This is a genomic window from Actinokineospora sp. NPDC004072, from assembly GCF_053604195.1.
Genome location: NZ_JBSGHB010000010.1, coordinates 161,070 through 181,815, shown reverse-complemented (window position 1 = coordinate 181,815; position 20,746 = coordinate 161,070). Strand labels below are relative to the sequence as shown.

The following is a 20,746-nucleotide window of genomic DNA, read 5'->3' as shown; positions in this document are numbered from 1 at the left end:
TCGGTGGGGAGCTTGGGGGTTGGGTGGGGGCTTCAGGGGGTTGAGCTGGGCGAGTTCGGGGGGAAGGGTTGGCTCGGGGTGGGCGGGGGGTGACGGCTAGCAGCGGAACCGATTCCTCGAACGATTCAGTGTGGTAGGGCACCACATGAGGTGGCTCACGGGTGTCCTGCTGGTTTAACGCGCCGGCAGGGAGAGGACTAGCCTGAGGGTCGGGTTCCGTATGAGATCGAGTATGGATAGAGGCGAGAGCCAGCCGTGTCCAGCAGCAGTCCCGCGTCACAGTTCGGTGCGAACGAGTGGCTGGTCGAGGAGATGTACGAGCAGTTCCTCGCCGACCCGTCGTCGGTAGACCCGGCGTGGCACGACTTCTTCGCCGACTACAAGCCGACACAGCGGGCGGCGAGCCAGGGGGCGGCGCAGGCCAAGGCGGCTGGGGGTGCGGCCAAGTCGGGGGGCAACGGGCAGACTGCCACCGCTGAGCGGGGGGGCAAGGGGCAGGCGGCTGACCAGGCAGGCCGGGCTGGTGCTGGGCAGGCGGGGCAGGCCGGTGCCGGGCAGACGGGCTCCGGGCGAGCGGGGACCGGGCAGGCAGGTGCCGGACAGGCGGGCGCTGGGCAGGCCGGGACTGGGCAGGCAGGTGCTGGGCAGGCCGCCGGGGCCGGGCAGACGAGTGCTGGGCAAGCCGGGGCTAGGCAGACGAGTGCTGGCCAGACGGGTGCTGGCCAGGCCGGAGCTGGCCAGGCTGGGGCAGGGCAGGCTGGAGCTGGCAAGGCCGGGGCTGGGCAGGCTGGGGCCGGGCAGGCCGGGGCCGGGCGAGCTGGGCAGACCGACGGGGCGAGCAGGCAGGGTGCTGGGGTGAAGGTCAAGCCGGAGGCGCGGCCTGCTGGTCAGGGCGCCGCGCCCGCGGGTGGGGCCAAGGCTGAGCCGAAGAAGGCCGAGCCCAAGGCCGGGGGCGAGGAGCGGACCCCGCTGCGCGGCGCGGCGATGGCGATCGCCAAGAACATGAACGCCTCGCGGGAGCTGCCGACCGCCACCAGCGTGCGGGCGGTTCCGGCGAAGCTGCTCTCCGACAACCGCATCGTCATCAACAACCACCTCAAGCGGACCCGCGGCGGCAAGGTCTCCTTCACCCACCTCATCGGCTACGCGATGGTGCGGGCGCTGGAGTCCTACCCCAACATGAACCGGCACTACGCCGAGGCCGACGGGAAGTTCTTCGCCGTCACCCCCGAGCACGTCAACCTGGGCCTGGCGATCGACCTGCCCGGCAAGGACGGCTCGCGCACCCTCGTGGTGGCCTCCATCAAGGGCTGCGAGGGCATGAGCTTCCAGCAGTTCTGGCAGGCCTACGAGGACCTCATCCGCAAGGCGCGGTCCGGCTCGCTGACCGCAGACGACTTCTCCGGCACCACGATCTCGCTGACCAACCCCGGCGGCATCGGCACCGTGCACTCGGTGCCGCGGCTGCAGGTCGGGCAGGGCGCGATCCTGGGCGTCGGGGCGATGGAGTACCCGGCGCCGTTCCAGGGCGCGTCGGAGAACACGCTCATCGACATGGGCATCAGCAAGATCATCACGCTGACGTCCACCTACGACCACCGCATCATCCAGGGCGCGGAGTCCGGGGAGTTCCTGCGCCGCATCCACCAGCTGCTGCTGGGCGAGGACGGCTTCTACGACGACATCTTCACCTCGCTGCGGATCCCCTACGAGCCGATCCGCTGGACCGAGGACATCACCGAGGGCCCGGTCGACAAGACCGCGCGCGTCATCGGCCTGATCGACGCCTACCGCACGCGCGGGCACCTGATGGCCGACACCGACCCGCTGAACTACCGGCAGCGCAAGCACGAGGACCTCGACGTGCGCAGCCACGGGCTGACGCTGTGGGACCTCGACCGCACGTTCCCGGTCGGCGGGTTCAGCGGCAAGGAGAAGATGCGGCTGCGCGACGTGCTCGGCGTGCTGCGCGACTCCTACTGCCGCACCGTCGGCGTGGAGTACACCTACATCCTGGACCCGGCCGAGCGCCGGTGGATCCAGGAGCGGGTGGAGGTGCCGCACGAGAAGCCCCCGGCCGCGGTGCAGAAGTACATCCTGAGCAAGCTCAACGCCGCCGAGGCGTTCGAGACGTTCCTGCAGACCAAGTACGTCGGGCAGAAGCGGTTCTCGCTGGAGGGCGGCGAGTCGGTCATCCCGCTGCTGGACACGCTGCTGGACAAGGCCGCCGAGTTCGAGCTCGACGAGGTCGTCATCGGCATGCCGCACCGCGGCAGGCTGAACGTGCTGGCCAACATCGTGGGCAAGCCGATATCGCAGATCTTCCAGGAGTTCGAGGGCAACCTCGACCCGGGCCAGGCGCACGGCTCCGGCGACGTGAAGTACCACCTGGGCGCGGAGGGCAAGTACTTCCGCATGTTCGGCGACGGCGAGACCAAGGTGTCGCTGACGGCGAACCCGTCGCACCTGGAGACGGTCAACCCGGTGCTGGAGGGCATCGTCCGGGCCAAGCAGGACCTGCTGGACAAGGGCGAGCAGGGCTTCACCGTGCTGCCGGTCGCGCTGCACGGCGACGCCGCGTTCGCCGGGCAGGGCGTGGTCGCCGAGACGCTGAACCTGGCGCTGCTGCGCGGCTACCGCACCGGCGGCACCGTGCACGTGATCATCAACAACCAGGTCGGCTTCACCACCGCGCCCGAGCACTCGCGGTCGAGCCAGTACGCCACCGACGTGGCGAAGATGATCCAGGCGCCGGTGTTCCACGTCAACGGCGACGACCCGGAGGCGTGCTACTGGGTGGCGCGCCTGGCGATGGACTACCGGCAGGCGTTCAACAAGGACGTCGTGATCGACCTGGTGTGCTACCGCCGCCGCGGGCACAACGAGGGCGACGACCCGTCGATGACCCAGCCGGGCATGTACGACATCATCGACGCCAAGCGCAGCGTGCGGAAGGGCTACACCGAGGCGCTGATCGGCCGCGGCGACATCTCCGTCGAGGAGGCCGAGAAGGCGCTGCGGGACTTCTCCAGCCAGCTGGAGCACGTGTTCAACGAGGTCAGGGAGCTGGAGAAGCACCCGATCGCGCCGAGCCCGTCGGTGGAGTCCGACCAGCAGATGCCCGCCAAGCTGCCCACCGGGGTCAGCGCGGACGTGCTGACCACCGTCGCCGACGCGCACCTGAACCTGCCGGAGGACTTCACCCCGCACCCGCGGGTCAAGCCGGTGCTGGAGCGGCGGGTGAAGATGGCCCGCGAGGGCGGCATCGACTGGGCCTTCGCCGAGCTGCTGGCGTTCGGCTCGCTGGTGCTGGAGGGCCGCACGGTCCGCCTGGCCGGTCAGGACTCCCGGCGCGGCACGTTCGTGCAGCGGCACGCGGCGATCATCGACCGCAAGACCGGCAAGGAGTTCCTGCCGCTGCAGCACCTGGACCCCGACCAGGGCAAGTTCATGGTGTACGACTCGGCGCTGTCGGAGTACGCGGCGCTGGGCTTCGAGTACGGCTACTCGGTGGCCGACCCGGAGGCGCTGGTGCTGTGGGAGGCGCAGTTCGGCGACTTCGTCAACGGCGCCCAGTCGGTGATCGACGAGTACATCTCCTCCAGCGAGGCCAAGTGGGGCCAGCGCTCGGACGTGGTGGTGCTGCTGCCGCACGGGCACGAGGGCCAGGGCCCGGACCACACCTCCGGCCGCATCGAGCGGTGGTTGCAGCTGTGCGCGGAGGGCTCGATGACGGTGGCGATGCCGTCGACGCCCGCCAACTACTTCCACCTGCTGCGCCGCCACGCCCTCGACGGCGTGCAGCGCCCGCTGATCGTGTTCACGCCGAAGTCCATGCTGCGCAACAAGGCCGCGGTCAGCGCGGTCGAGGACTTCACCGGCGAGTCGCGCTTCCAGACCGTCATCGATGACGCGACGGCGGACGCGGCGGCGGTGCGCAAGGTGCTGTTCGTCTCCGGCAAGCTCTACTACGAGCTGCTGGCCGAGCGGGACAAGCGCGGCGCGTCGGACGTGGCGATCGTGCGGGTCGAGCAGCTGTACCCGGTGCCGGAGAAGAAGCTGGCCGCGGTGTTCGACAAGTACGCCAACGCCACCGCGTGGCGCTGGGTGCAGGAGGAGCCTGCCAACCAGGGCAGCTGGCCGTTCTACGGCCTGCTCATCCCCGAGCTGTTCCCCGACGCCCCCCGGGTGTCGCGGGTGTCGCGGCGGCCGATGTCGGCGCCGTCGGCCGGGTCGAGCAAGGTCCACGAGCTGGAGCAGCGCGCGCTGATCGAGAAGGCATTCGACTAGCGGTCGCCGAGACCGGGGAGCGGAACGAACGGCCGTGTACTTCACCGACCGCGGGATCGAGGAGCTGGAGAGCAGGCGGGGCGAGGAGGAGGTCACGCTGGCCTGGCTGGCCGACCGCCTCCGCGCCTTCGTCGACGCGCACCCGGACTTCGAGGTGCCCATCGAGCGCCTGGCGACGTTCCTGGCGCGCGACGACGAGGACTTCGACGACTGACGAGCCCAACGGCACCATGCAGCTGGCGCACCCGCCCGGAACTCCTTCCGGGCGGGTGTCCGCCGTCTAGCGCCGGATGGCGACGAGCACGGCGTCGTGGATGGTGACCTCGTTGCCGTCGGGGTCGACCGCGGTGCGCGGGCGGTCCTCGGCGACGACGTCCCAGCCCTCGTCGACGACGGTGGCCAGTTCCTCGGCGGTGTGCAGCAGGTCGGGCAGGTTGGGCCTGCCGACGGTGGTCTCCAGGTCGCTGCGGTGGTGGCCGACGATCAGCAGTCGCCCGCCCGGGGCGACCGCGCCCGCCAGCCGGGTGAACAGCGCGTGCTGGTCGGGCAGGTGCAGGTACTGCGCGGACACCAGGTCGTAGCTGCGGTCGGGGGTCCAGGTCAGCAGGTCGGCCTGCTGCCAGCGCACCCGGTCGCCGCCGGGCTGCGCGGCGGCGCGGCGCAGCGCGGTCTCGGCGAAGTCGACCCCGGTGACCTGCCAGCCGCGGTCAGCCAGCCAGATCGCGTCGGCGCCCTCGCCGCAGCCCGCGTCCAGCGCCGTGCCGGGGGTCAGGTCGGCGGCCTCGGCCACCAGCTGCGGGTTGGGCCGCCCGCTCCAGACGGCGGTGCGGGAGCGGTAGCGCTCCTCCCAGAAGGATTCGTCGAACATGCCCTCGACTATCCGCACCCGGCCGGGCCGCCGGCAAGTTTCGTTGCTGTTCTGGCAACGGGCAGCCGCGGGGACGCCGCGGCTGCCCGGGCGGTCACCAGGCGTACGCCTCCGGGGCGGGCTTGGAGCCGTTGGGGGCGGGCGCCGGGAACAGCTCGTCCAGCGACGCCAGCGTCGCCGCGTCGAGCTTGATCTCCAGGGCGCGCAGCGAGCCGTCGAGCTGCTCGACGGTGCGCGGGCCGATGATCGGGCCGGTGACGCCCTCCTGGTGCAGCAGCCAGGCCAGGCCGACGTTGGCCGGGTCCTCGCCGAGGTCGGCGCACAGCTTCTCGTACGCCTCGATGGTCTGCTGGTGGGTGGCCAGCGCCTCCTGCGAGCGGCCGGACGCCCCGCGGCCCGCCGAGCCCTCGCGCTGCTTGCGCAGCACGCCGCCGAGCAGGCCGCCGTGCAGCGGCGACCAGGGGATCACGCCGAGGCCGTAGTGCCGGGCGGCGGGCAGCACCTCCAGCTCGATCCAGCGGGTCATCAGGTTGTAGATGGACTGCTCGCTGACCAGGCCGAGGAAGTGCCGCGCCCGGGCCGCCTCCTGCGCCTGGGCGATGTGCCAGCCCGCGAAGTTGGACGAGCCGAAGTAGAGGACCTTGCCCTGCTGGCGCAGCACGCTGAAGGCCTCCCAGATCTCCTCCCACGGGGTGTCCCGGTCCACGTGGTGCATCTGGTAGAGGTCGATGTAGTCGGTCTGCATGCGCCGCAGCGAGCCCTCGACGGCCCGGCGGATGTTGAGCGCGGACAGGAACGTCTCGTTCGGCCAGTCGCCCATGCTGCCGTAGAGCTTGGTGGCGATGACGGTCTTGTCCCGCCTGCCGCCGCCCTGGGCGAACCACCGGCCGATGATCTGCTCGGTGATCCCCTCGCCCTTCTGCCAGCCGTAGACGTTGGCGGTGTCGAAGAAGTTGATCCCGTGCTCGTGCGCCCGGTCCATGATCACGTGGCTGGCGGCCTCGTCGGTCTCCGGGCCGAAGTTCATGGTGCCGAGCACCAGCCGGGAGACGGACAGGCCGCTGCGGCCGAGGTGGGTGTACTCCATGCCTTCCAACCTAGCCCCGGAGCCGCTCCAGGTGCGGTGCTCGGTAACCCGCGGGTGAGCAGCGGGCGTCAGGACCTCCGCGCCGCGTCCGGCCTGCTGGTCGCGGTGAGCACGCCTGCTCGCCAGACGGCCCAGGTGAGGGGCACGCCCGGCCGGTAGGCGAGGTGGGTGGTGGAGGGGGCGTCGAGGAGGTGGATGTCGGCGCGCGCGCCGGGGGTGAGCACGCCGATGTCGTCGCGGCGCAGGGCGCGGGCGCCGCCGAGGGTGGCGGCGCGCACGGCCTCCTCGACCGACAGGCGCATCTGGAGCACCGCGGTGGCGACGCAGTAGGCCATCGAGGTGGTGTAGGAGGAGCCGGGGTTGCAGTTGGAGGCCAGGGCGATGGTCGCGCCCGCGTCGACGAGCGCGCGGGCGTCGGGCAGCGGCTGGCGGGTCGACAGGTCGCAGGCGGGCAGCAGGGTGGCGACGGTGCCCGACCCCGCCAGGGCGTCCACATCGGACGGGGTGAGGTAGGTGCAGTGGTCGACGCTGGCCGCGTCCAGCTCCACCGCCAGCGCGACGCCGGGGCCGGGGCCGAGCTGGTTGCCGTGCACGCGCAGGCCCAGGCCGTGCCCGGCGGCGGCGGTCAGCACCGCGCGGGACTGGTCGGCGTCGAACGCGCCGGTCTCGCAGAACACGTCGGCCCACCGCACGTGCGGGGCGACGGCGGGCAGCATCTCGGTGATGACCAGCTCGACGTAGGCGTCCGGGTCGGCGCCCGGGGGCACGAGGTGGGCGCCGAGGAAAGTGACCTCGTCGGCGCCCGCCGCGGCGATGCGGGCCGAGCGCAGCTCGTCGGCGACGGTCAGGCCGTAGCCGGTCTTGGTCTCGATGTAGGTCGTGCCCTGCGCGACCGCCTCGGCGACGTGCCGGTCGAGCACGGCGGCCAGCTCGGCGTCGCCGGCCGCCCGGGTCGCGGTGACGGTGGTGGCGATGCCGCCCGCGGTGTAGGGCTGGCCTGCCATGCGGGCGGCGAACTCGCTGGTGCGGTCGCCCGCGAAGACCAAGTGGGTGTGGCTGTCCACCCATCCGGGCAGCGCTGCCCGGCCGCCCGCGTCGTAGCGCTCGTCGGCGGCCGGGGCGTCGGCCGCGGGGCCGATCCAGGCGATCCGGTCGCCCTCGACGACCAGGGCGGCGTCGTGGAGGGTGCCGTGCTCGGTGTTGGTGGTCAGCTCACCGATGTTGGTGATCAGCGTCGTCGGGGTGGTCGGCGTGGTCGGAGTGGTGGTCACAGTGCCTCGATCGCGGTGGTGAGGAGGGCGGCGACGTCGCCGAGGACGTGGTGGCCCCCGCTGACGAGCACCCGCCCGTCGCGGACCACGGTGTCCACATCGGACGCGGTGGCGGCCAGGACGGCCTGCGCGGGGTGGCAGCCCGCGGTGCGGGGGCTGTCGGTGCGCACGGCGACGAGGTCGGCGGGCGCGCCGACGGCGATGCGGCCTGCCGACCAGCCCAGCGCGGCGTGGTTGGTCAGCGCCGCCACCAGCTCGGCCGGGCTGAACCGGCCGCGCTGGCCGGTGCGCAGCCGCTCGCCGTGCTCCAGGGCGCGGGCCTCCAGCAGCGGGTCGACGACGGCGTGCTGGTCGCTGCCCAGCGACAGCGCCGCGCCCGCGTCGGCCAGCTCGCGGGCCGGGCCGATGCCGTCGGCCAGGTCGGCCTCGGTCGTCGGGCACAGGCACACCCCGCTGCCGCCGAGCAGCGCGATGTCCCGGTCGGTCAGGTGCGTGGCGTGCACGGCGGTGAACCGCGGGCCGAGCACGCCCGCCTCGGCCAGCAGCTCCACGGGCGTGCGCCCGTAGGCCTCAAGGCAGGCGGAGTTCTCCAGGGGCTGCTCGGAGACGTGCGCGTGCACCGGTCCGTCGAAGGCGCCGACCACGGGCAGGTCCGCGGGCTCGACGGCGCGCACGGAGTGGATCGCCGCGCCCACCAGGAAGCCGTCGGCCGGGCGCAGCGCGGCCACCCGCTCGGCCCACGCCTGCGCCGAGCCGTCGGAGAACCGCAGCTGGGGCTGCGCCAGCTCCTGGCCGATGCCGCCGCGCAGGTAGCAGGTGTCCAGCAGGGTCAGGCGCACGCCCGCCTCGGCCGCGGCCGCCTGCAGGGCGTGGCCCATCGCGTTGGGGTCGGCGTAGGGGGCGCCGCCGGGGGTGTGGTGGACGTAGTGGAACTCCCCGACCGAGGTGACCCCGGCCAGCGCCATCTCCGCGTACGCCGCCCTGGCCAGCCGGAAGTAGGAGTCCGGGTCGAGCCGGGCGGCCACGGCGTACATCGCCTCGCGCCAGGTCCAGAACGTGCCGCCGCCGTCGTGGGTGCGCCCGCGCAGCGCCCGGTGGAAGGCGTGCGAGTGGGCGTTGGCGAAGCCGGGGAGGGCCACGCCGGGCAGCCGGGTGGCCTGCCCGGGCGCGGCCCCGGCCTCGACCGCGGTGAACACCCCGTCGGCCACGGTGAGCAGCACGTCGGCGGCCAGGCCGTCGGGCAGCCAGGCGTGCGGGGCCCAGTAGGCGGTCATCGGGCGAGGTGGGCGAGGACATCGGCCAGGGCGCGGGCCCCCGCCTCGCAGTCGGCGTCGGCGGCGAACTCCTCCGGCGCGTGGCTGATGCCGGTGGGGTTGCGCACGAACAGCATCGCGGTCGGCACGTGCGCGGCGAGGATGCCCGCGTCGTGGCCCGCGCCGGTCGGCAGGTCGGGGACGCCGCCGAGCAGGCCGGACAGCTCGTCGCGCAGGGCCGGGTCGAACACGACCGTGTCGCCGTAGGACTCCTCGGTGACGGTGACCGAGCAGCCCTCGTCGGCGGCCAGCTCCCTGGCCGCCGCCTCGATCTCGGCCACCACCGCGCGGGTGCCCGCGTCGTCGCCCGCCCGCGCGTCCAGCCACAGGTCCACTGTGGATGCGATGACGTTGGTGCCGCCGGGCACCGGGACGATCCGGCCGACCGTGGCCCGCGACCCGGCGACCGCGGCGGCGGCCCGGCGCGCGGCCAGCACGACCCCGGCCGCGGGCACCATCGGGTCGCGCCGGTCGGCCATCAGCGTCGCGCCCGCGTGGTTGCCCTCGCCGGTGAACCGCAGCCGCCAGCGGCCGTGCGCCAGGATCGAGTGCGCCACGCCGACGGCCGCGCCCAGGTCGACCAGCCCCCGGCCCTGCTCGACGTGCAGCTCGACGAACACCCCGATGCGGCGCAGCGCCCGCTCGTCGCGGCCGACCGCGGCCGGGTCGAGCCCGGCCGCCGCCATCGCCTCGGCCAGCGTGACCCCCTCGGGGTCCGACAGCCGCAGCGCCGCATCGACGTCCACCGCGCCGGTCATCAGCCGCGACCCGAGGCAGGCCAGCCCGAACCGGCCGCCCTCCTCCTCGGGGAACACCGCCACCGCCAGCGGGCGGCCCGGGGTGAACCCGCGCTCGCGCAGCAGGTCCACCGCCACCAGCGCGGCGGCCACGCCCAGCGGCCCGTCGTAGGCGCCGCCGCCGGGCACCGAGTCCAGGTGGCTGCCGGTGACCACCGCGCCGTCCCCGGGCTCGCCCCACCACGCCCACAGCGCGCCGTTGCGGTCGGTCTCCACCGCCAGCCCGCGCCGGGTCGCCTCCTCGGTGAACCACTCGCGCAGGTCCAGGTCGGCGCGGTCGAAGCCGTGCCGGGAGAAGCCGCCGCGGCGGGGGTCGGCGCCCACCCCGGAGATCGCGCCCAGCAGCGCGGCGACGCTCACCGCGCCATCGGGACGGCGACGCCCCGCTCCTCGGCCACCGCGGACGCCTCGGCGTAGCCCGCGTCCACGTGCCGGATGACGCCCATCGCCGGGTCGTTGGTCAGCACGCGCTCGATCTTCTCCCCCGCCAGCGGCGTCCCGTCGGCCACGGTCACCTGGCCCGCGTGGATCGAGCGGCCGATGCCGACCCCGCCGCCGTGGTGGATGGACACCCACGACGCGCCGGACGCGGTGTTGACCAGGGCGTTGAGCAGCGGCCAGTCGGCGATGGCGTCGGAGCCGTCGGCCATCGCCTCGGTCTCGCGGTAGGGCGAGGCGACCGAGCCGCAGTCGAGGTGGTCGCGGCCGATCACGACCGGCGCGGACAGCTCGCCGGAGGCGACCATCTCGTTGAACCGCAGCCCGGCCAGGTGGCGCTCGCCGTAGCCCAGCCAGCAGATGCGCGCGGGCAGGCCCTGGAACTCCACCCGCTCCCCCGCCATCCTGATCCACCTGGCCAGCGACTCGTTCTCCGGGAACAGCTCCAGGATCGCCCGGTCGGTCGCGGCGATGTCGGCCGGGTCGCCGGACAGCGCCGCCCAGCGGAACGGGCCCTTGCCCTCGCAGAACAGCGGGCGGATGTAGGCCGGGACGAAGCCGGGGAAGTCGAAGGCCCGCTCGCAGCCGCCCAGCTTGGCCTCCCCGCGCAGGGAGTTGCCGTAGTCGAACACCTCGGCGCCGCGGTCGAGGAAGCCGAGCATGGCGTCGACGTGCTCGGCCATCGAGTCCCGGGAGCGGTCGGTGAACTCGTCGGGCTTCTTGGCGGCGTAGTCGTGCCAGTCGGCCAGGTCCACCCCGCGCGGCAGGTAGGCCAGCGGGTCGTGGGCGGAGGTCTGGTCGGTGACGATGTCCACCTCGACGCCGCGGCGCAGCAGCTCGGGCAGCACCTCGGCGGCGTTGCCGATGACCCCCACCGACAGCGCCTCGCCCTCGCGCTTGGCCCGCTCGACCCGGGCGACGGCGTCGTCGAGGTCGAGGGCCAGCTCGTCGAGGTAGCGGGTCTCCACCCGGCGGCGGGCCCGGTCCGGGTCGACCTCGACCACCAGCGCGACGCCGTCGTTCATGGTGACCGCGAGCGGCTGCGCGCCGCCCATGCCGCCCAGGCCCGCGGTGAGGGTGAGCGTGCCGCGCAGGCTGCCGCCGAAGCGCTTGGCGGCGATCGCGGCGAAGGTCTCGTAGGTGCCCTGCAGGATGCCCTGGGTGCCGATGTAGATCCACGACCCGGCGGTCATCTGCCCGTACATCGTCAGGCCCTGGGCCTCCAGGCGGCGGAACTCCGGCCAGGTCGCCCAGTCGCCGACGAGGTTGGAGTTGGCGATGAGCACGCGCGGGGCCCACTCGTGGGTGCGCATGACGCCGACCGGCTTGCCCGACTGGACCAGCAGCGTCTCGTCCTGCGCCAGGTCGGTCAGCTCGCGGGTGATGGCGTGGAAGCTGGGCCAGTCCCGGGCCGCCTTGCCGGTGCCGCCGTAGACGACGAGGTCGTCGGGGCGCTCGGCGACGTCGGGGTCGAGGTTGTTGTGGAACATGCGCAGCGCGGCCTCGGTCTGCCAGGTGCGCGCGGTCAACTCGGTGCCACGGGCGGCGCGGATCATCTAGTTCCTCCTCAGCAGGGCGCCGGAGCGCACGAGGTCCTCTGCGGCGGCGATCTCCGGGGCCAGGTGGCGGTCCGGGCCGGGTCCGGGGACGCGCTCGCGCAGGGCGGCGACGGCGGCCGCGGTCGCGGGCGCCGGGGTGAGCGGGGCGCGCAGGTCCAGCGCGCGGGCGGCGGTCAGCAGCTCGATCGCCAGCACGGTGGCCAGCCCGTCGACGGCCTTGCGCAGCTTGCGGGCGGCCGCCCAGCCCATCGAGACGTGGTCTTCCTGCATGGCGCTGCTCGGGATGGAGTCGACCGAGGCGGGCACGGCCAGCCGCTTGAGCTCGGAGACGATCCCGGCCTGGGTGTACTGGGCGATCATGTGCCCGGAGTCGACGCCGGGGTCGTGGGCCAGGAACGGCGGCAGGCCGTGCGAGCGGGCCACGTCCAGCATCCGGTCGGTGCGCCGCTCGGCCATGCTGGCCACGTCGGCGACCGGGATGGCCAGGAAGTCCAGCACGTAGGCCACGGGCGCGCCGTGGAAGTTGCCGTTGGACTCCACCCGCCCGTCGGGCAGCACGACCGGGTTGTCGATGGCGGCGGCCAGCTCGCGGTCGGCGACGGTCTCGGCGTGGGCGAGGGTGTCGCGGGCCGCGCCGTGCACCTGCGGGGTGCAGCGCAGCGAGTAGGCGTCCTGCACGCGGGTGCAGTGCTCCCCGCGGTGGCTGGCCACGATCGGCGAGTCGCGCAGGTAGTCGAGGATGCGCGCCGCGGAGACGGCCTGGCCGGGATGCGGGCGCAGGGCGTGCAGCTCGGGGGCGAAGACCCGGTCGGTGCCCAGCAGCGCCTCGACGCTCATCGCGGCGGTCAGGTCCGCGGTGTCCAGGAGGGTGTGCAGGTCGTGCAGGGCGATGGCCAGCATGCCGAGCATGCCGTCGGTGCCGTTGACCAGGGCCAGGCCCTCCTTCTCGGCGAGCACGACCGGCTCGATCCCCGCCGCCCGCAGCGCCTGCTCGGCCGGGACGACGCCCGCCGCGGTCTCGACCTCGCCCTCGCCCATCAGCGCCAGCGCGACGGCCGACAGCGGGGCCAGGTCCCCCGAGCAGCCCAGCGAGCCGTACTCGGGCACGACCGGGGTGATCCCGGCGTCGAGCATGGCGGCCAGCGCCTCGACGGTCGAGGCCCGCACACCCGTGCGGGCGGTGGTCAGGGTCCGCAGGCGCAGCAGCATCAGCGCCCGCACGACCTCGGTCTCGACCCGCGGCCCGGCGCCCGCGGCGTGCGAGCGGATCAGCGACCGCTGCAGGGCCGTGCGCTGGTCGGCCGGGATGTGCCGCACGGCCAGCGCGCCGAACCCGGTGGAGACGCCGTAGGTCGGCGTGGTCGCCTCGGCGAGCCGCTCGACGTGCGCCCGCGTCGCCGCGACGGCCGCCAGCGCATCCGCCGTCACCCCCACCCCAACCCCACGCCGCGCGACCGCGACGACCTGCTCCCGGCTCAGCGGCCCACCGTCGAGGAGTACTCGTTCCTGCATGCCCCCATCCCATCCCGAGCCCGCCCCGAGCACGAGTCGGGAACCGGGGATGGTGTCTGGGATACCAGACTCAGCGAGTGCCGATCCAGGCGTTCACCGGGGTGGGCCCTGCTCGCAGCGCTTCGGCGACGGCGACGAGCATCCGCTGCGACGCGGCGTCGCCGGGCTCCCCGTACCGGGTCAGCACGAGCCAGCGCCCGTCCCCGGCGGGGACGACCAGCGTGTCGGCGAGCCCGGTCTGACCGGGTGCCAGCCTGCTGGCCACCAGATGCACGGGCTTTCCGAGCACCACGACTTCCACGCCCGCCGGGTCTGCGGCGGGTTCGACGGGGGTCAGCTCGACCCGGACCGACCCGAATCGACTGTCGGCAGCGGTTCCGTGCAGGGTCTGGACCTGCTCCTCGCCTGCGAGCGCACGCACCCCGACCTCCACCTCGTGCAGATCCCGTCCGGTGTATTCGAGGCTGGTGCCGAGCGCGGGGGCGACGCCGGGCCGCAGGCTCAGCGCCACCCGGACGACCGCGTCGCGGTCGACGAGCGGGGCCAGGCCGTCCAACTGGACGAAGTTCCCGTCGTGGTTCCACATCAGCGTGTGGATGCCTCTCCCGTCGGGCATCTGCGCGCCGATGTAGCGCGCCGTGCCCATGTCGCCGAGCGCGACGGTTTGCTCGCCGTCGCCGGGCGCCACCAGCGGGCCGTCCTGGTGGATGCTCAGGCGGATCACGGGGCGCTCCCCCGCGGGCAGCGGCCCGGTGTGCCACGAGCGGGACTGGGACCGGCCGTCCGGGCTCGCCGTGCGCGCCTGCTCGGTGACCCCATCCGGCAGCCAGGACGGGGTGAGCAGGGGTGTGGTCTCGGTGACCTGGGCGACCGGGAAGCGGGCAGGCGGCCCGCCCCCCGGCCCGCCTGCCCGCAGCAGGGGAACGGCCAGCGCGGCCACCAAGACGGCGGCCGCCACGGCGGTGAGGGCCAACCGGGGGGACCGGCGCCGGTCCAGGGCGGCGCGCACCGCCGACTCGTCGGGTGCGCGGTCGGCCAAGCGGTTCAGGGTGTCGCGCAGCAGTCGGTCGAAGTCTGTCGTCATCGGAACTGCTCCTGCTCGATCTCGATCTGGGCGCGCAAGGTGGCGACGGCGCGGGAGACGTGGGTGCGGACGGTGCCGGGGGAGCAGCCCAGCTGGGTGGCGATCTCGGCGTCGGTGCAGTCGTCGTAGTAGCGGAGGACGACGGCGGCCCGCTGCTTGCGGGGGAGGCGGGCGATGCCTGCCAGCAGGGCGTCCCGCTGGTCGATGGCCGTCGTCGGGTCGGTGACCGGTGGGGTGAGGGCGTCGAGGGTGACGGTGGGGAGCACCACGTCGGCGCGGCGGCGGCGCCAGGAGAGGAACTCGTTGGTCACCATCCGCTTGCCGTACGCGGCGGGCAGGTCCATGCGGGCGATGCGCGGCCAGCGCTGCTGGGCGCGGACCAGCACGTCCTGGACGATGTCCTGGGCCTGCACCGGGTCGCAGGTCAGCACGGTCGCGTAGCGCAGCAGCGACGCGAGCCGCTGGTTGAGGAAGTCCTCGAAGGTCACGGTGCTCCCCTCGTCGGCCCTTCAACGCCACGCGCGCCCGTTCTGTTGACACGTACCCTGCCCAATCGTGGGAACCAGCAGCGACGTGCCCGCCCTGCGCCGGGGGCTGGCCGTGCTGCGCCTGCTGGCGGGCAAGGCGGGGCCGGTGGCGGCGGCGACGGTCGCCCGCGACCTCGGGCTGCCCCGCTCCACCACCTACCACCTGCTGTCGGAGCTGGTCGACGCCGGTTTCGTGACCCACCTGCCCGAGGAGCGCCGGTACGCGCTGGGCTTGGGCGCCTTCGAGCTGGGCTCGGCCTACCTGCGGCACGACCCGCTGGAGCGGCTGGCCCGCCCGGTGCTGGCCCGGCTCATCGCGCGCACCGGGCACACCGCCCACCTCGGCGTCCTGCACGGGCGCGAGGCGCTGTACCTGCTGCGCGAGCAGCCCCCGCACGCCGGGACCGTGGTGACCGACGTGGGCGTGCGGCTGCCCGCGCACCTGCCCGCCTCCGGCAGGGCGATCCTGGCCCGGCTGCCGAACCCGCAGGTGCGGGCGCTGTTCCCGAACCGGGCGGCGTTCGTCGACCGCACCGGGCGCGGGCCTGCGCACCTGCCCGCGCTGCGGACGCTGCTGGCCGAGGAGCGCCGCCGCGGCTGGGCGGTCGAGGACGGCTTCGTCACCCCCGGGTTCGCCTCGGTCGCCGCCCCCGTGCTCGACCACGCCGACCACCCCATCGCCGCGATCAGCACGACGTTCCGGCACGAGTGCGCCGAGCCGTGCGGGCAGCTGTGGCCGGAGCTGGCCGCGGAGACGATCCGGGCGGCCGCCGAGCTGACCGGCCGGGTCGGCGGCCGCGCATTGAATAGGTAGCGGTACGGACCACCGTACGGATTGCTCCGCGCGCGGCCGCGCACGACTGTGGGCCCACCTGTCTCATCCCTGCTCAGGAGACATCCGAATGAGAATGCGCACCACGCTGGCCGCGCTCGCGGCCGCGGCTGTGCCGGTCGCGCTGGTCGCCGTCCCGTCCCAGGCGGCGACCAGCGCGGTGCCGGACATCGCCGTCGCCGACGTCAAGGCGCACCTGGCGCAGTTGCAGACGATCGCGAGCAACAACGGCGGCAACCGCGCCCACGGGCGGCCCGGCTACAAGGCGTCGGTCGACTACGTCAAGGGCAAGCTCGACGCGGCCGGCTACCAGACCCAGGTCCTGCAGTTCACCTCGAACGGCGCGACCGGCTACAACCTCATCGCCGACTGGCCCGGCGGCGACCCAAACTCGATCATCATGGCGGGCGGGCACCTGGACAGCGTGTCCTCCGGGCCGGGCATCAACGACAACGGCTCGGGCTCGGCCGGTCTGCTGGAGATCGCGCTGACGATCGCCGAGCAGGACCTCGTCCCGGACAAGCACCTCCGCTTCGGCTGGTGGGGCGCCGAGGAGCTGGGCCTGGTCGGCTCGACCAACTACGTCAACGGGCTGTCGTCGACCGAGAAGGCCAAGATCGACGCCTACCTCAACTTCGACATGACCGGCTCGCCGAACCCGGCCTACTTCGTCTACTCCGCCTCCGGGCAGCCCAGCGGCTCGCTGGCCCTGCAGGAGCTGCTGGAGCAGGGCTTCGCCGACAAGGGCGTCGACGCGGACCTGACCAGCATCGGCGGCCGCTCCGACCACGCCGCCTTCGCCCGCGCGGGCATCCCCGTCGGCGGCACGTTCTCCGGCGCGGAGGGCACCAAGACCACCGCGCAGGCCCAGAAGTGGGGCGGCACGGCAGGCCAGGCGTACGACCGCTGCTACCACAGCTCCTGCGACACCACGAGCAACATCAACGACACCTCGCTCGACCGGCACACCGACGTCGCCGCCTACGCGATCTACACCCTGGCGGGCGCCGGCCAGCAGACCGACTTCGCCGTGGCAGTCGACCCGGCCTCGCTGGACGTGGCGGTCGGCACCTCCCGCAGCGCCACCGTCCGCACGACGGCGGGCTCCGGCGGCAGCGAGCGGATCACCCTGTCGGCCACCGGCCTGCCCTCGGGCGCGACGGCGTCGTTCTCGCCGTCCGCTGTGGACACCGGCGCGAACGCGACGCTGACGGTCTCGGCGAGCCCGAGCACCGCGACGGGCAGCTACCCGGTGCGCGTCACGGGAACCAACTCGGCGGGCAAGGCCATCTCGGCCAACCTGACCGTGACCATCCGCCCCGACGACCCGCCGCCTGCCGACTTCCGCGTTGCGGTCGAGCCGAGCAGCGTCGGCGTCGCGGCGGGGTCGACCTCCTCGGCCCAGGTGATGGTGACGGGCACGGGCGGGATGATCGCCCTGTCGGCGTCCGGCCTGCCCTCCGGCGTGCAGGCCGAGTTCCAGCCGACGTCGGTTGCGGTCGGGTCGGAGGCGAAGGTGACCTTCGTGGCCAGCACGTCGGCTGCCGTCGGCACCCGCACGGTGGCGGTGACCGGCACGGACAACACGGGCAAGCAGGTCAGCGCCCAGGTGTCCCTGACCGTGGAGGGCGACGAACCGCCTGCTGACGACGTGCAGGTGACGGCCTCCCCGTCCAGCGGCACGGCGTCGCAGGGCCAGATGGCGCAGACCCGGGTGAGCGCCACGGGCGGCACCGGCTCCCTGACCCTCTCGGCCACGGGCGTCCCCGCGGGCACCCAGGTCTTCTGGAACCCCAGGACGATCGCCCAGGGCGGCGCCAGCGACGTCTGGCTGTTCACCGGCTTCCAGACCCCGACCGGCACCCACCGCATCACGATCACAGCGACCGCAGTCGACGGCACCACCGGCTCCACGACCTACACCCTGACCGTAACCCGGTTCGGCTTCTTCTCGGCGAGCATGACGCCGAGAGCGTGGTAGGCGATCGCTGACCCGGTGGGCCCGGACAGACCGTCCGGGCCCACCGCTTTCACGCTTCCCTGACCAGGCGCACCCCCGGCCCCAGGTTCTCCGTCCCCACCGCGTTCACCCCGATGCGGATCACTATCGTTAGGCGCATTCCCGCGAACGGGCTCAGATCGATTTCGCCGCTGCAATGGAAGCGGACGACCTCCAGCGGAAGCATCCGCAACGGACTGAAATCGCTCACGGCATGGTCACCGTGAATCCTCACATGCTTGAGGTTGGCAAACCGCTCCGCCACCTCAACCAGCTCGCGGTTGCCGTCCAGCCACCCCAGGGAAGCGCGCACTACCCGCTCCGGATGGGCGACGTGGTGCGCCCACAACGACACCGGACTGGCCGGGAACGCGATCTCTCGCAGTTCGGTCAGCGATCGGAGGAAGGAGAAGTCCCGCACTCCCCTCGCTTGGAGGAGCGCCAAGTCCTGCAAGCTGGTGAGATCGGCGAGGAAGGGCAGCTCGGCAGGCCAATCGCGGAACATGCTCACCCAGAGCCGGGTCAGGCCCTTCAGCGAGGCCAGCTCGACAAGCGATGCCGGCGCGGAATCGCCCCTCAGGTGCAGTTCCGTCAACTGCGAGAGCCTCCCGATTATCCGCATCCGCTCGGGAACATCGTCGGCTCGCCAGAGGCTCACCGAGCAATCGCGCAGGCTGCGCAGCAGGTGGAGGTGCGGCACTGCCTCCGGGTGGACGTTGACGGAAACCTCGGTCAAGTCCGCCTCGGCTAGGACATGGCGGGCGTAGGCTTCGGGCTCGAAGAGCGGCCAGGAGTCGACCAGTTCGCCGACCAACTCCGGTCGCCGATCGTCCGCGTATCCGCTCAGCACCTCGATCGCGCGGGGGCCGTTGACCAACGCTGCCGTGCGTGCGCACGCCACCGCTTGGGAGGTGGTCAGGTCTGTCACGCTGGTGGGAAGGTAGTCGAGGACCGACTCGCCGATCGTGGCTAGAGAGCGACTTTCGCGGACGCTGCGCGGCGGGATCAACCGCAGGACGCTGGTGGTGACTCGGGCCAGCACGTCCGGTGGGGCGAGGATCGCGGTTTCCTTGCAGGCGCCTGCGAGCAGGGTGAGGTGGCGGGATTTGCGCTTGCCTGCTTCATCGAGCAAGCCGGTGAGGAGGCGACCGCGTTGATCCTCCGAGCCTTGGGCACAGGCCATGATCACGGTCTCGCGCCAGAGGTCGGAGGTGGCGTGGCGGACCAAGAGGTCGATGCTGTCGCGGTGGATGGCTTCGCGGGCGGCGAGGAATTCCTGGAAGGTGCGGTGGACGAAGTCGACGCGGCCTTCGGCGGGTTGGCGGATGACGCCGCTGCGCTCGATGAGGTGGGTGAGGAGGGTTTCGGGGGATTCCCGGAGGTTGGGCATGCCGGGTAGGCGGTCGGCCAGGCGCGCAAGCGCTTGCTCGCGGCTCATCTCGGCGCGGCCGTTCTCGTTGAGCCACCAGGCGAGGACCTGGAGCAGCACCAGCTTCTCGTTGACCGACGCCTGGATCTCCCCGCCCGCGAGCACGTTGCGGTCGGCGTCGCGGCGTTCCAGCAGCATCTCCAGGGCCGCCGAGTAGAGGGCCACGCGGTCGCGCGGCAGCCGTGTGCGGCGGTCGAGGTTCAGGGCGCAGAGCATCGCGCACAGCAGGGGGCTGCGCGCGAGGGCCCGCAGGTGGGAGTGCGTCTGCAGCTGGGACAGCAGCGCCCGCTCGTACTGGGGGATCTCCTCGCGCGGGCACGGCAGCAGTTCGGGCGCGGGCGCGGAATCCAGCAGGGCGTCGTGCCACCGGCGCAGGAAGATCTGCACATCCCCTGGGGTCATCGGCTCCAGGATGATCGACCGGAACCCCTCCTGCGCCAGCCAGCGCGGGGTCACCGCCGTCGGGCGCGAGGTCACCACGACACGCATGTCCGGGTAGCTGTCGAGCAGCCCGCGCAGCCAGGTGCGGACCACCGGGCGGCGCTGGGCCACCAGCTCGTCTACGCCGTCAACCAGCAGCAGCGCCTTGCCGGACTCCAGTTGGCGGTGCACCCAGCCCTCGGGGACGGGACCGCACTGCGGCGAACTCGGCTGGTTGAGCAGCTCGTCGCCGCGCGGGAGGGGGCCGGTGGCGAAGTCGCGCAGCTTGACCAGGAACGGCACGCACTCGTTCCACTCCTGGAGCTGGCCGGTGAACCCCGAGCGCGCCGCGTTGACCGCCAGCCAGCGCAGCAGCGTCGACTTGCCCGCCCCGGCCTCACCGCGCACGACGGTGAGCCGGGTGTCGCCGAGGGCGGCCTCGACGCGCAGGGTGTCGCCGGAGCGGTGCTGGAGGTCGCGGTCGAGCCAGCTCTCCTCGGAGCGGGCGCGCTGCGGGCGCTTGCCGTCGGTGGAGACCGACAAGCTCAGGTAGGCGACGCTGAGGGTGGTGCGCGGCTGGAACGAGTGGGTGGTCAGGCCGATGACGTCCAGCTTGTCGTAGGACCGGGCGACCCGTTCGAGGTAGCGGGCGCGGAAGTCGTCGTCGGGGCGCTGGCGGGTCGGCGGGGCCGGGACGCGCTCCAACAGCTGTTCGAGGCCCTCCATCACCGCCCGCAGCCTGCTGAGCGTCTCCACGGCGACGGCGGAGTCGAACTCGGGCAGCTCCCGCACCAGGTGCACGAGGACGACGCAGGCCCGGTCGAGCGCGGCGTCGTAGAACCGGGCGCCTGCGGCGGACAGCCCGGCGCGGTCGACCGGCTGCTGCGCCCGCACCGCCGCCGCGAGCGCGGTCGGGTCGACGTCGACGGCGAAGAGGGCGGCGTCGGAGAGGTCGGCGTCCGCCAGCGCGTCGGAGACGGCGTGCAGGGCGGCTTCCCGCTCGTGGTCCGGCAGGCCGAAGCCGATGCGGGCCAGTTCGGGGTCGATGCGGGCGGCGACGTCGTCCTCGATGCGGTTGAGCGAGTCGAGCACGTCGCGTTGCTGCCTGCGCAGGGGGAAGCGGGCGCGGATCAGCGCCGACAGGTCGCGGCCGCGCCTGCTGTCGGCCTTCTTCTCCGCGAACCAGTGCAGCGCCACCTGCTTGGCCACCGCCTGGCCGATCTTCAGCGCACCCTCGGCGATCACCCGTCACATGATCCACCACGACACCGGCCCCGCGTCCACAGCCAGGACGCGGGGCCGGTTTCCAGGATCGTGCGG

The 20,746-nt window shown here is 73.2% G+C and carries 14 protein-coding genes; 4 read left to right on the top strand and 10 right to left on the bottom strand.

Going from position 1 to position 20,746, the window contains the following annotated elements:
* Window positions 1–312 precede the first annotated feature (312 nt).
* Window positions 313–4,290, top strand: coding sequence for a multifunctional oxoglutarate decarboxylase/oxoglutarate dehydrogenase thiamine pyrophosphate-binding subunit/dihydrolipoyllysine-residue succinyltransferase subunit (locus tag ACWEPX_RS17550; RefSeq protein ID WP_451898329.1), 3,978 nt, complete (start codon window positions 313–315; stop codon window positions 4,288–4,290).
* Between the two features lie 34 nt (window positions 4,291–4,324).
* On the top strand, window positions 4,325–4,504 hold the full coding sequence (locus tag ACWEPX_RS17545) for a DUF6104 family protein (protein WP_451898221.1): 180 nt from the start codon (window positions 4,325–4,327) through the stop codon (window positions 4,502–4,504).
* Between the two features lie 66 nt (window positions 4,505–4,570).
* On the opposite strand, the gene ACWEPX_RS17540 is transcribed toward ACWEPX_RS17545, so the two are convergent.
* The 9 genes from ACWEPX_RS17540 to ACWEPX_RS17500 form a co-directional block, all read right to left on the bottom strand.
* The gene (locus tag ACWEPX_RS17540) at window positions 4,571–5,158 is read right to left on the bottom strand and encodes a class I SAM-dependent methyltransferase (protein WP_451898220.1); all 588 of its coding nucleotides are present in this window, start codon (window positions 5,156–5,158) and stop codon (window positions 4,571–4,573) included.
* A gap of 94 nt (window positions 5,159–5,252) precedes the next feature.
* Window positions 5,253–6,245 (bottom strand): aldo/keto reductase, encoded by a 993-nt coding sequence (locus tag ACWEPX_RS17535; protein WP_451898219.1) that lies wholly within the window; start codon window positions 6,243–6,245, stop codon window positions 5,253–5,255.
* A gap of 68 nt (window positions 6,246–6,313) precedes the next feature.
* Window positions 6,314–7,516, bottom strand: coding sequence for an imidazolonepropionase (hutI, locus tag ACWEPX_RS17530; protein WP_451898218.1), 1,203 nt, complete (start codon window positions 7,514–7,516; stop codon window positions 6,314–6,316).
* The gene (locus tag ACWEPX_RS17525; RefSeq protein WP_451898217.1) at window positions 7,513–8,790 is read right to left on the bottom strand and encodes a formimidoylglutamate deiminase; all 1,278 of its coding nucleotides are present in this window, start codon (window positions 8,788–8,790) and stop codon (window positions 7,513–7,515) included. Before ACWEPX_RS17525 ends, hutI begins: the two co-directional genes overlap by 4 nt.
* Window positions 8,787–9,986, bottom strand: coding sequence for an allantoate amidohydrolase (locus tag ACWEPX_RS17520; RefSeq protein ID WP_451898216.1), 1,200 nt, complete (start codon window positions 9,984–9,986; stop codon window positions 8,787–8,789). Before ACWEPX_RS17520 ends, ACWEPX_RS17525 begins: the two co-directional genes overlap by 4 nt.
* Entirely contained in the window at window positions 9,983–11,620 is a 1,638-nt protein-coding gene (gene hutU, locus ACWEPX_RS17515; protein WP_451898215.1) for a urocanate hydratase, read from the bottom strand. The genes ACWEPX_RS17520 and hutU overlap by 4 nt, the downstream gene beginning before the upstream one ends.
* Window positions 11,621–13,135, bottom strand: a complete 1,515-nt coding sequence (gene hutH, locus ACWEPX_RS17510) for a histidine ammonia-lyase (protein WP_451898214.1) — start codon at window positions 13,133–13,135, stop codon at window positions 11,621–11,623.
* Between the two features lie 70 nt (window positions 13,136–13,205).
* Complete coding sequence (locus ACWEPX_RS17505; RefSeq protein ID WP_451898213.1) at window positions 13,206–14,219, bottom strand: hypothetical protein; 1,014 nt, start codon at window positions 14,217–14,219, stop codon at window positions 13,206–13,208.
* On the bottom strand, window positions 14,216–14,707 hold the full coding sequence (locus ACWEPX_RS17500; protein WP_451898212.1) for a SigE family RNA polymerase sigma factor: 492 nt from the start codon (window positions 14,705–14,707) through the stop codon (window positions 14,216–14,218). The genes ACWEPX_RS17505 and ACWEPX_RS17500 overlap by 4 nt, the downstream gene beginning before the upstream one ends.
* 67 nt (window positions 14,708–14,774) lie before the next feature.
* Here ACWEPX_RS17500 and ACWEPX_RS17495 point away from each other — a divergent pair, with 67 nt between their 5' ends.
* Window positions 14,775–15,560, top strand: a complete 786-nt coding sequence (locus ACWEPX_RS17495) for an IclR family transcriptional regulator (RefSeq protein ID WP_451898211.1) — start codon at window positions 14,775–14,777, stop codon at window positions 15,558–15,560.
* An 88-nt stretch (window positions 15,561–15,648) separates the two neighbouring features.
* Window positions 15,649–17,559, top strand: a complete 1,911-nt coding sequence (locus ACWEPX_RS17490; protein ID WP_451898210.1) for a M28 family peptidase — start codon at window positions 15,649–15,651, stop codon at window positions 17,557–17,559.
* A 49-nt stretch (window positions 17,560–17,608) separates the two neighbouring features.
* Here the strand turns inward: ACWEPX_RS17490 and ACWEPX_RS17485 are convergent, their stop codons facing one another.
* The gene (locus ACWEPX_RS17485; protein ID WP_451898209.1) at window positions 17,609–20,671 is read right to left on the bottom strand and encodes an NACHT domain-containing protein; all 3,063 of its coding nucleotides are present in this window, start codon (window positions 20,669–20,671) and stop codon (window positions 17,609–17,611) included.
* Between the last annotated feature and the right edge of the window lie 75 nt (window positions 20,672–20,746).

What these genes read in the sequence shown, in the direction of transcription:
- hutU (WP_451898215.1), bottom strand. Translation starts at nt 11,620, where the DNA reads ATGATCCGCGCCGCCCGTGGCACCGAGTTGACCGCGCGCACCTGGCAG.
- ACWEPX_RS17535 (WP_451898219.1), bottom strand. Translation starts at nt 6,245, where the DNA reads ATGGAGTACACCCACCTCGGCCGCAGCGGCCTGTCCGTCTCCCGGCTG.
- ACWEPX_RS17550 (WP_451898329.1), top strand. Translation starts at nt 313, where the DNA reads ATGTACGAGCAGTTCCTCGCCGACCCGTCGTCGGTAGACCCGGCGTGG.
- ACWEPX_RS17490 (WP_451898210.1), top strand. Translation starts at nt 15,649, where the DNA reads ATGAGAATGCGCACCACGCTGGCCGCGCTCGCGGCCGCGGCTGTGCCG.
- ACWEPX_RS17505 (WP_451898213.1), bottom strand. Translation starts at nt 14,219, where the DNA reads ATGACGACAGACTTCGACCGACTGCTGCGCGACACCCTGAACCGCTTG.
- ACWEPX_RS17540 (WP_451898220.1), bottom strand. Translation starts at nt 5,158, where the DNA reads ATGTTCGACGAATCCTTCTGGGAGGAGCGCTACCGCTCCCGCACCGCC.
- ACWEPX_RS17525 (WP_451898217.1), bottom strand. Translation starts at nt 8,790, where the DNA reads ATGACCGCCTACTGGGCCCCGCACGCCTGGCTGCCCGACGGCCTGGCC.
- hutH (WP_451898214.1), bottom strand. Translation starts at nt 13,135, where the DNA reads ATGCAGGAACGAGTACTCCTCGACGGTGGGCCGCTGAGCCGGGAGCAG.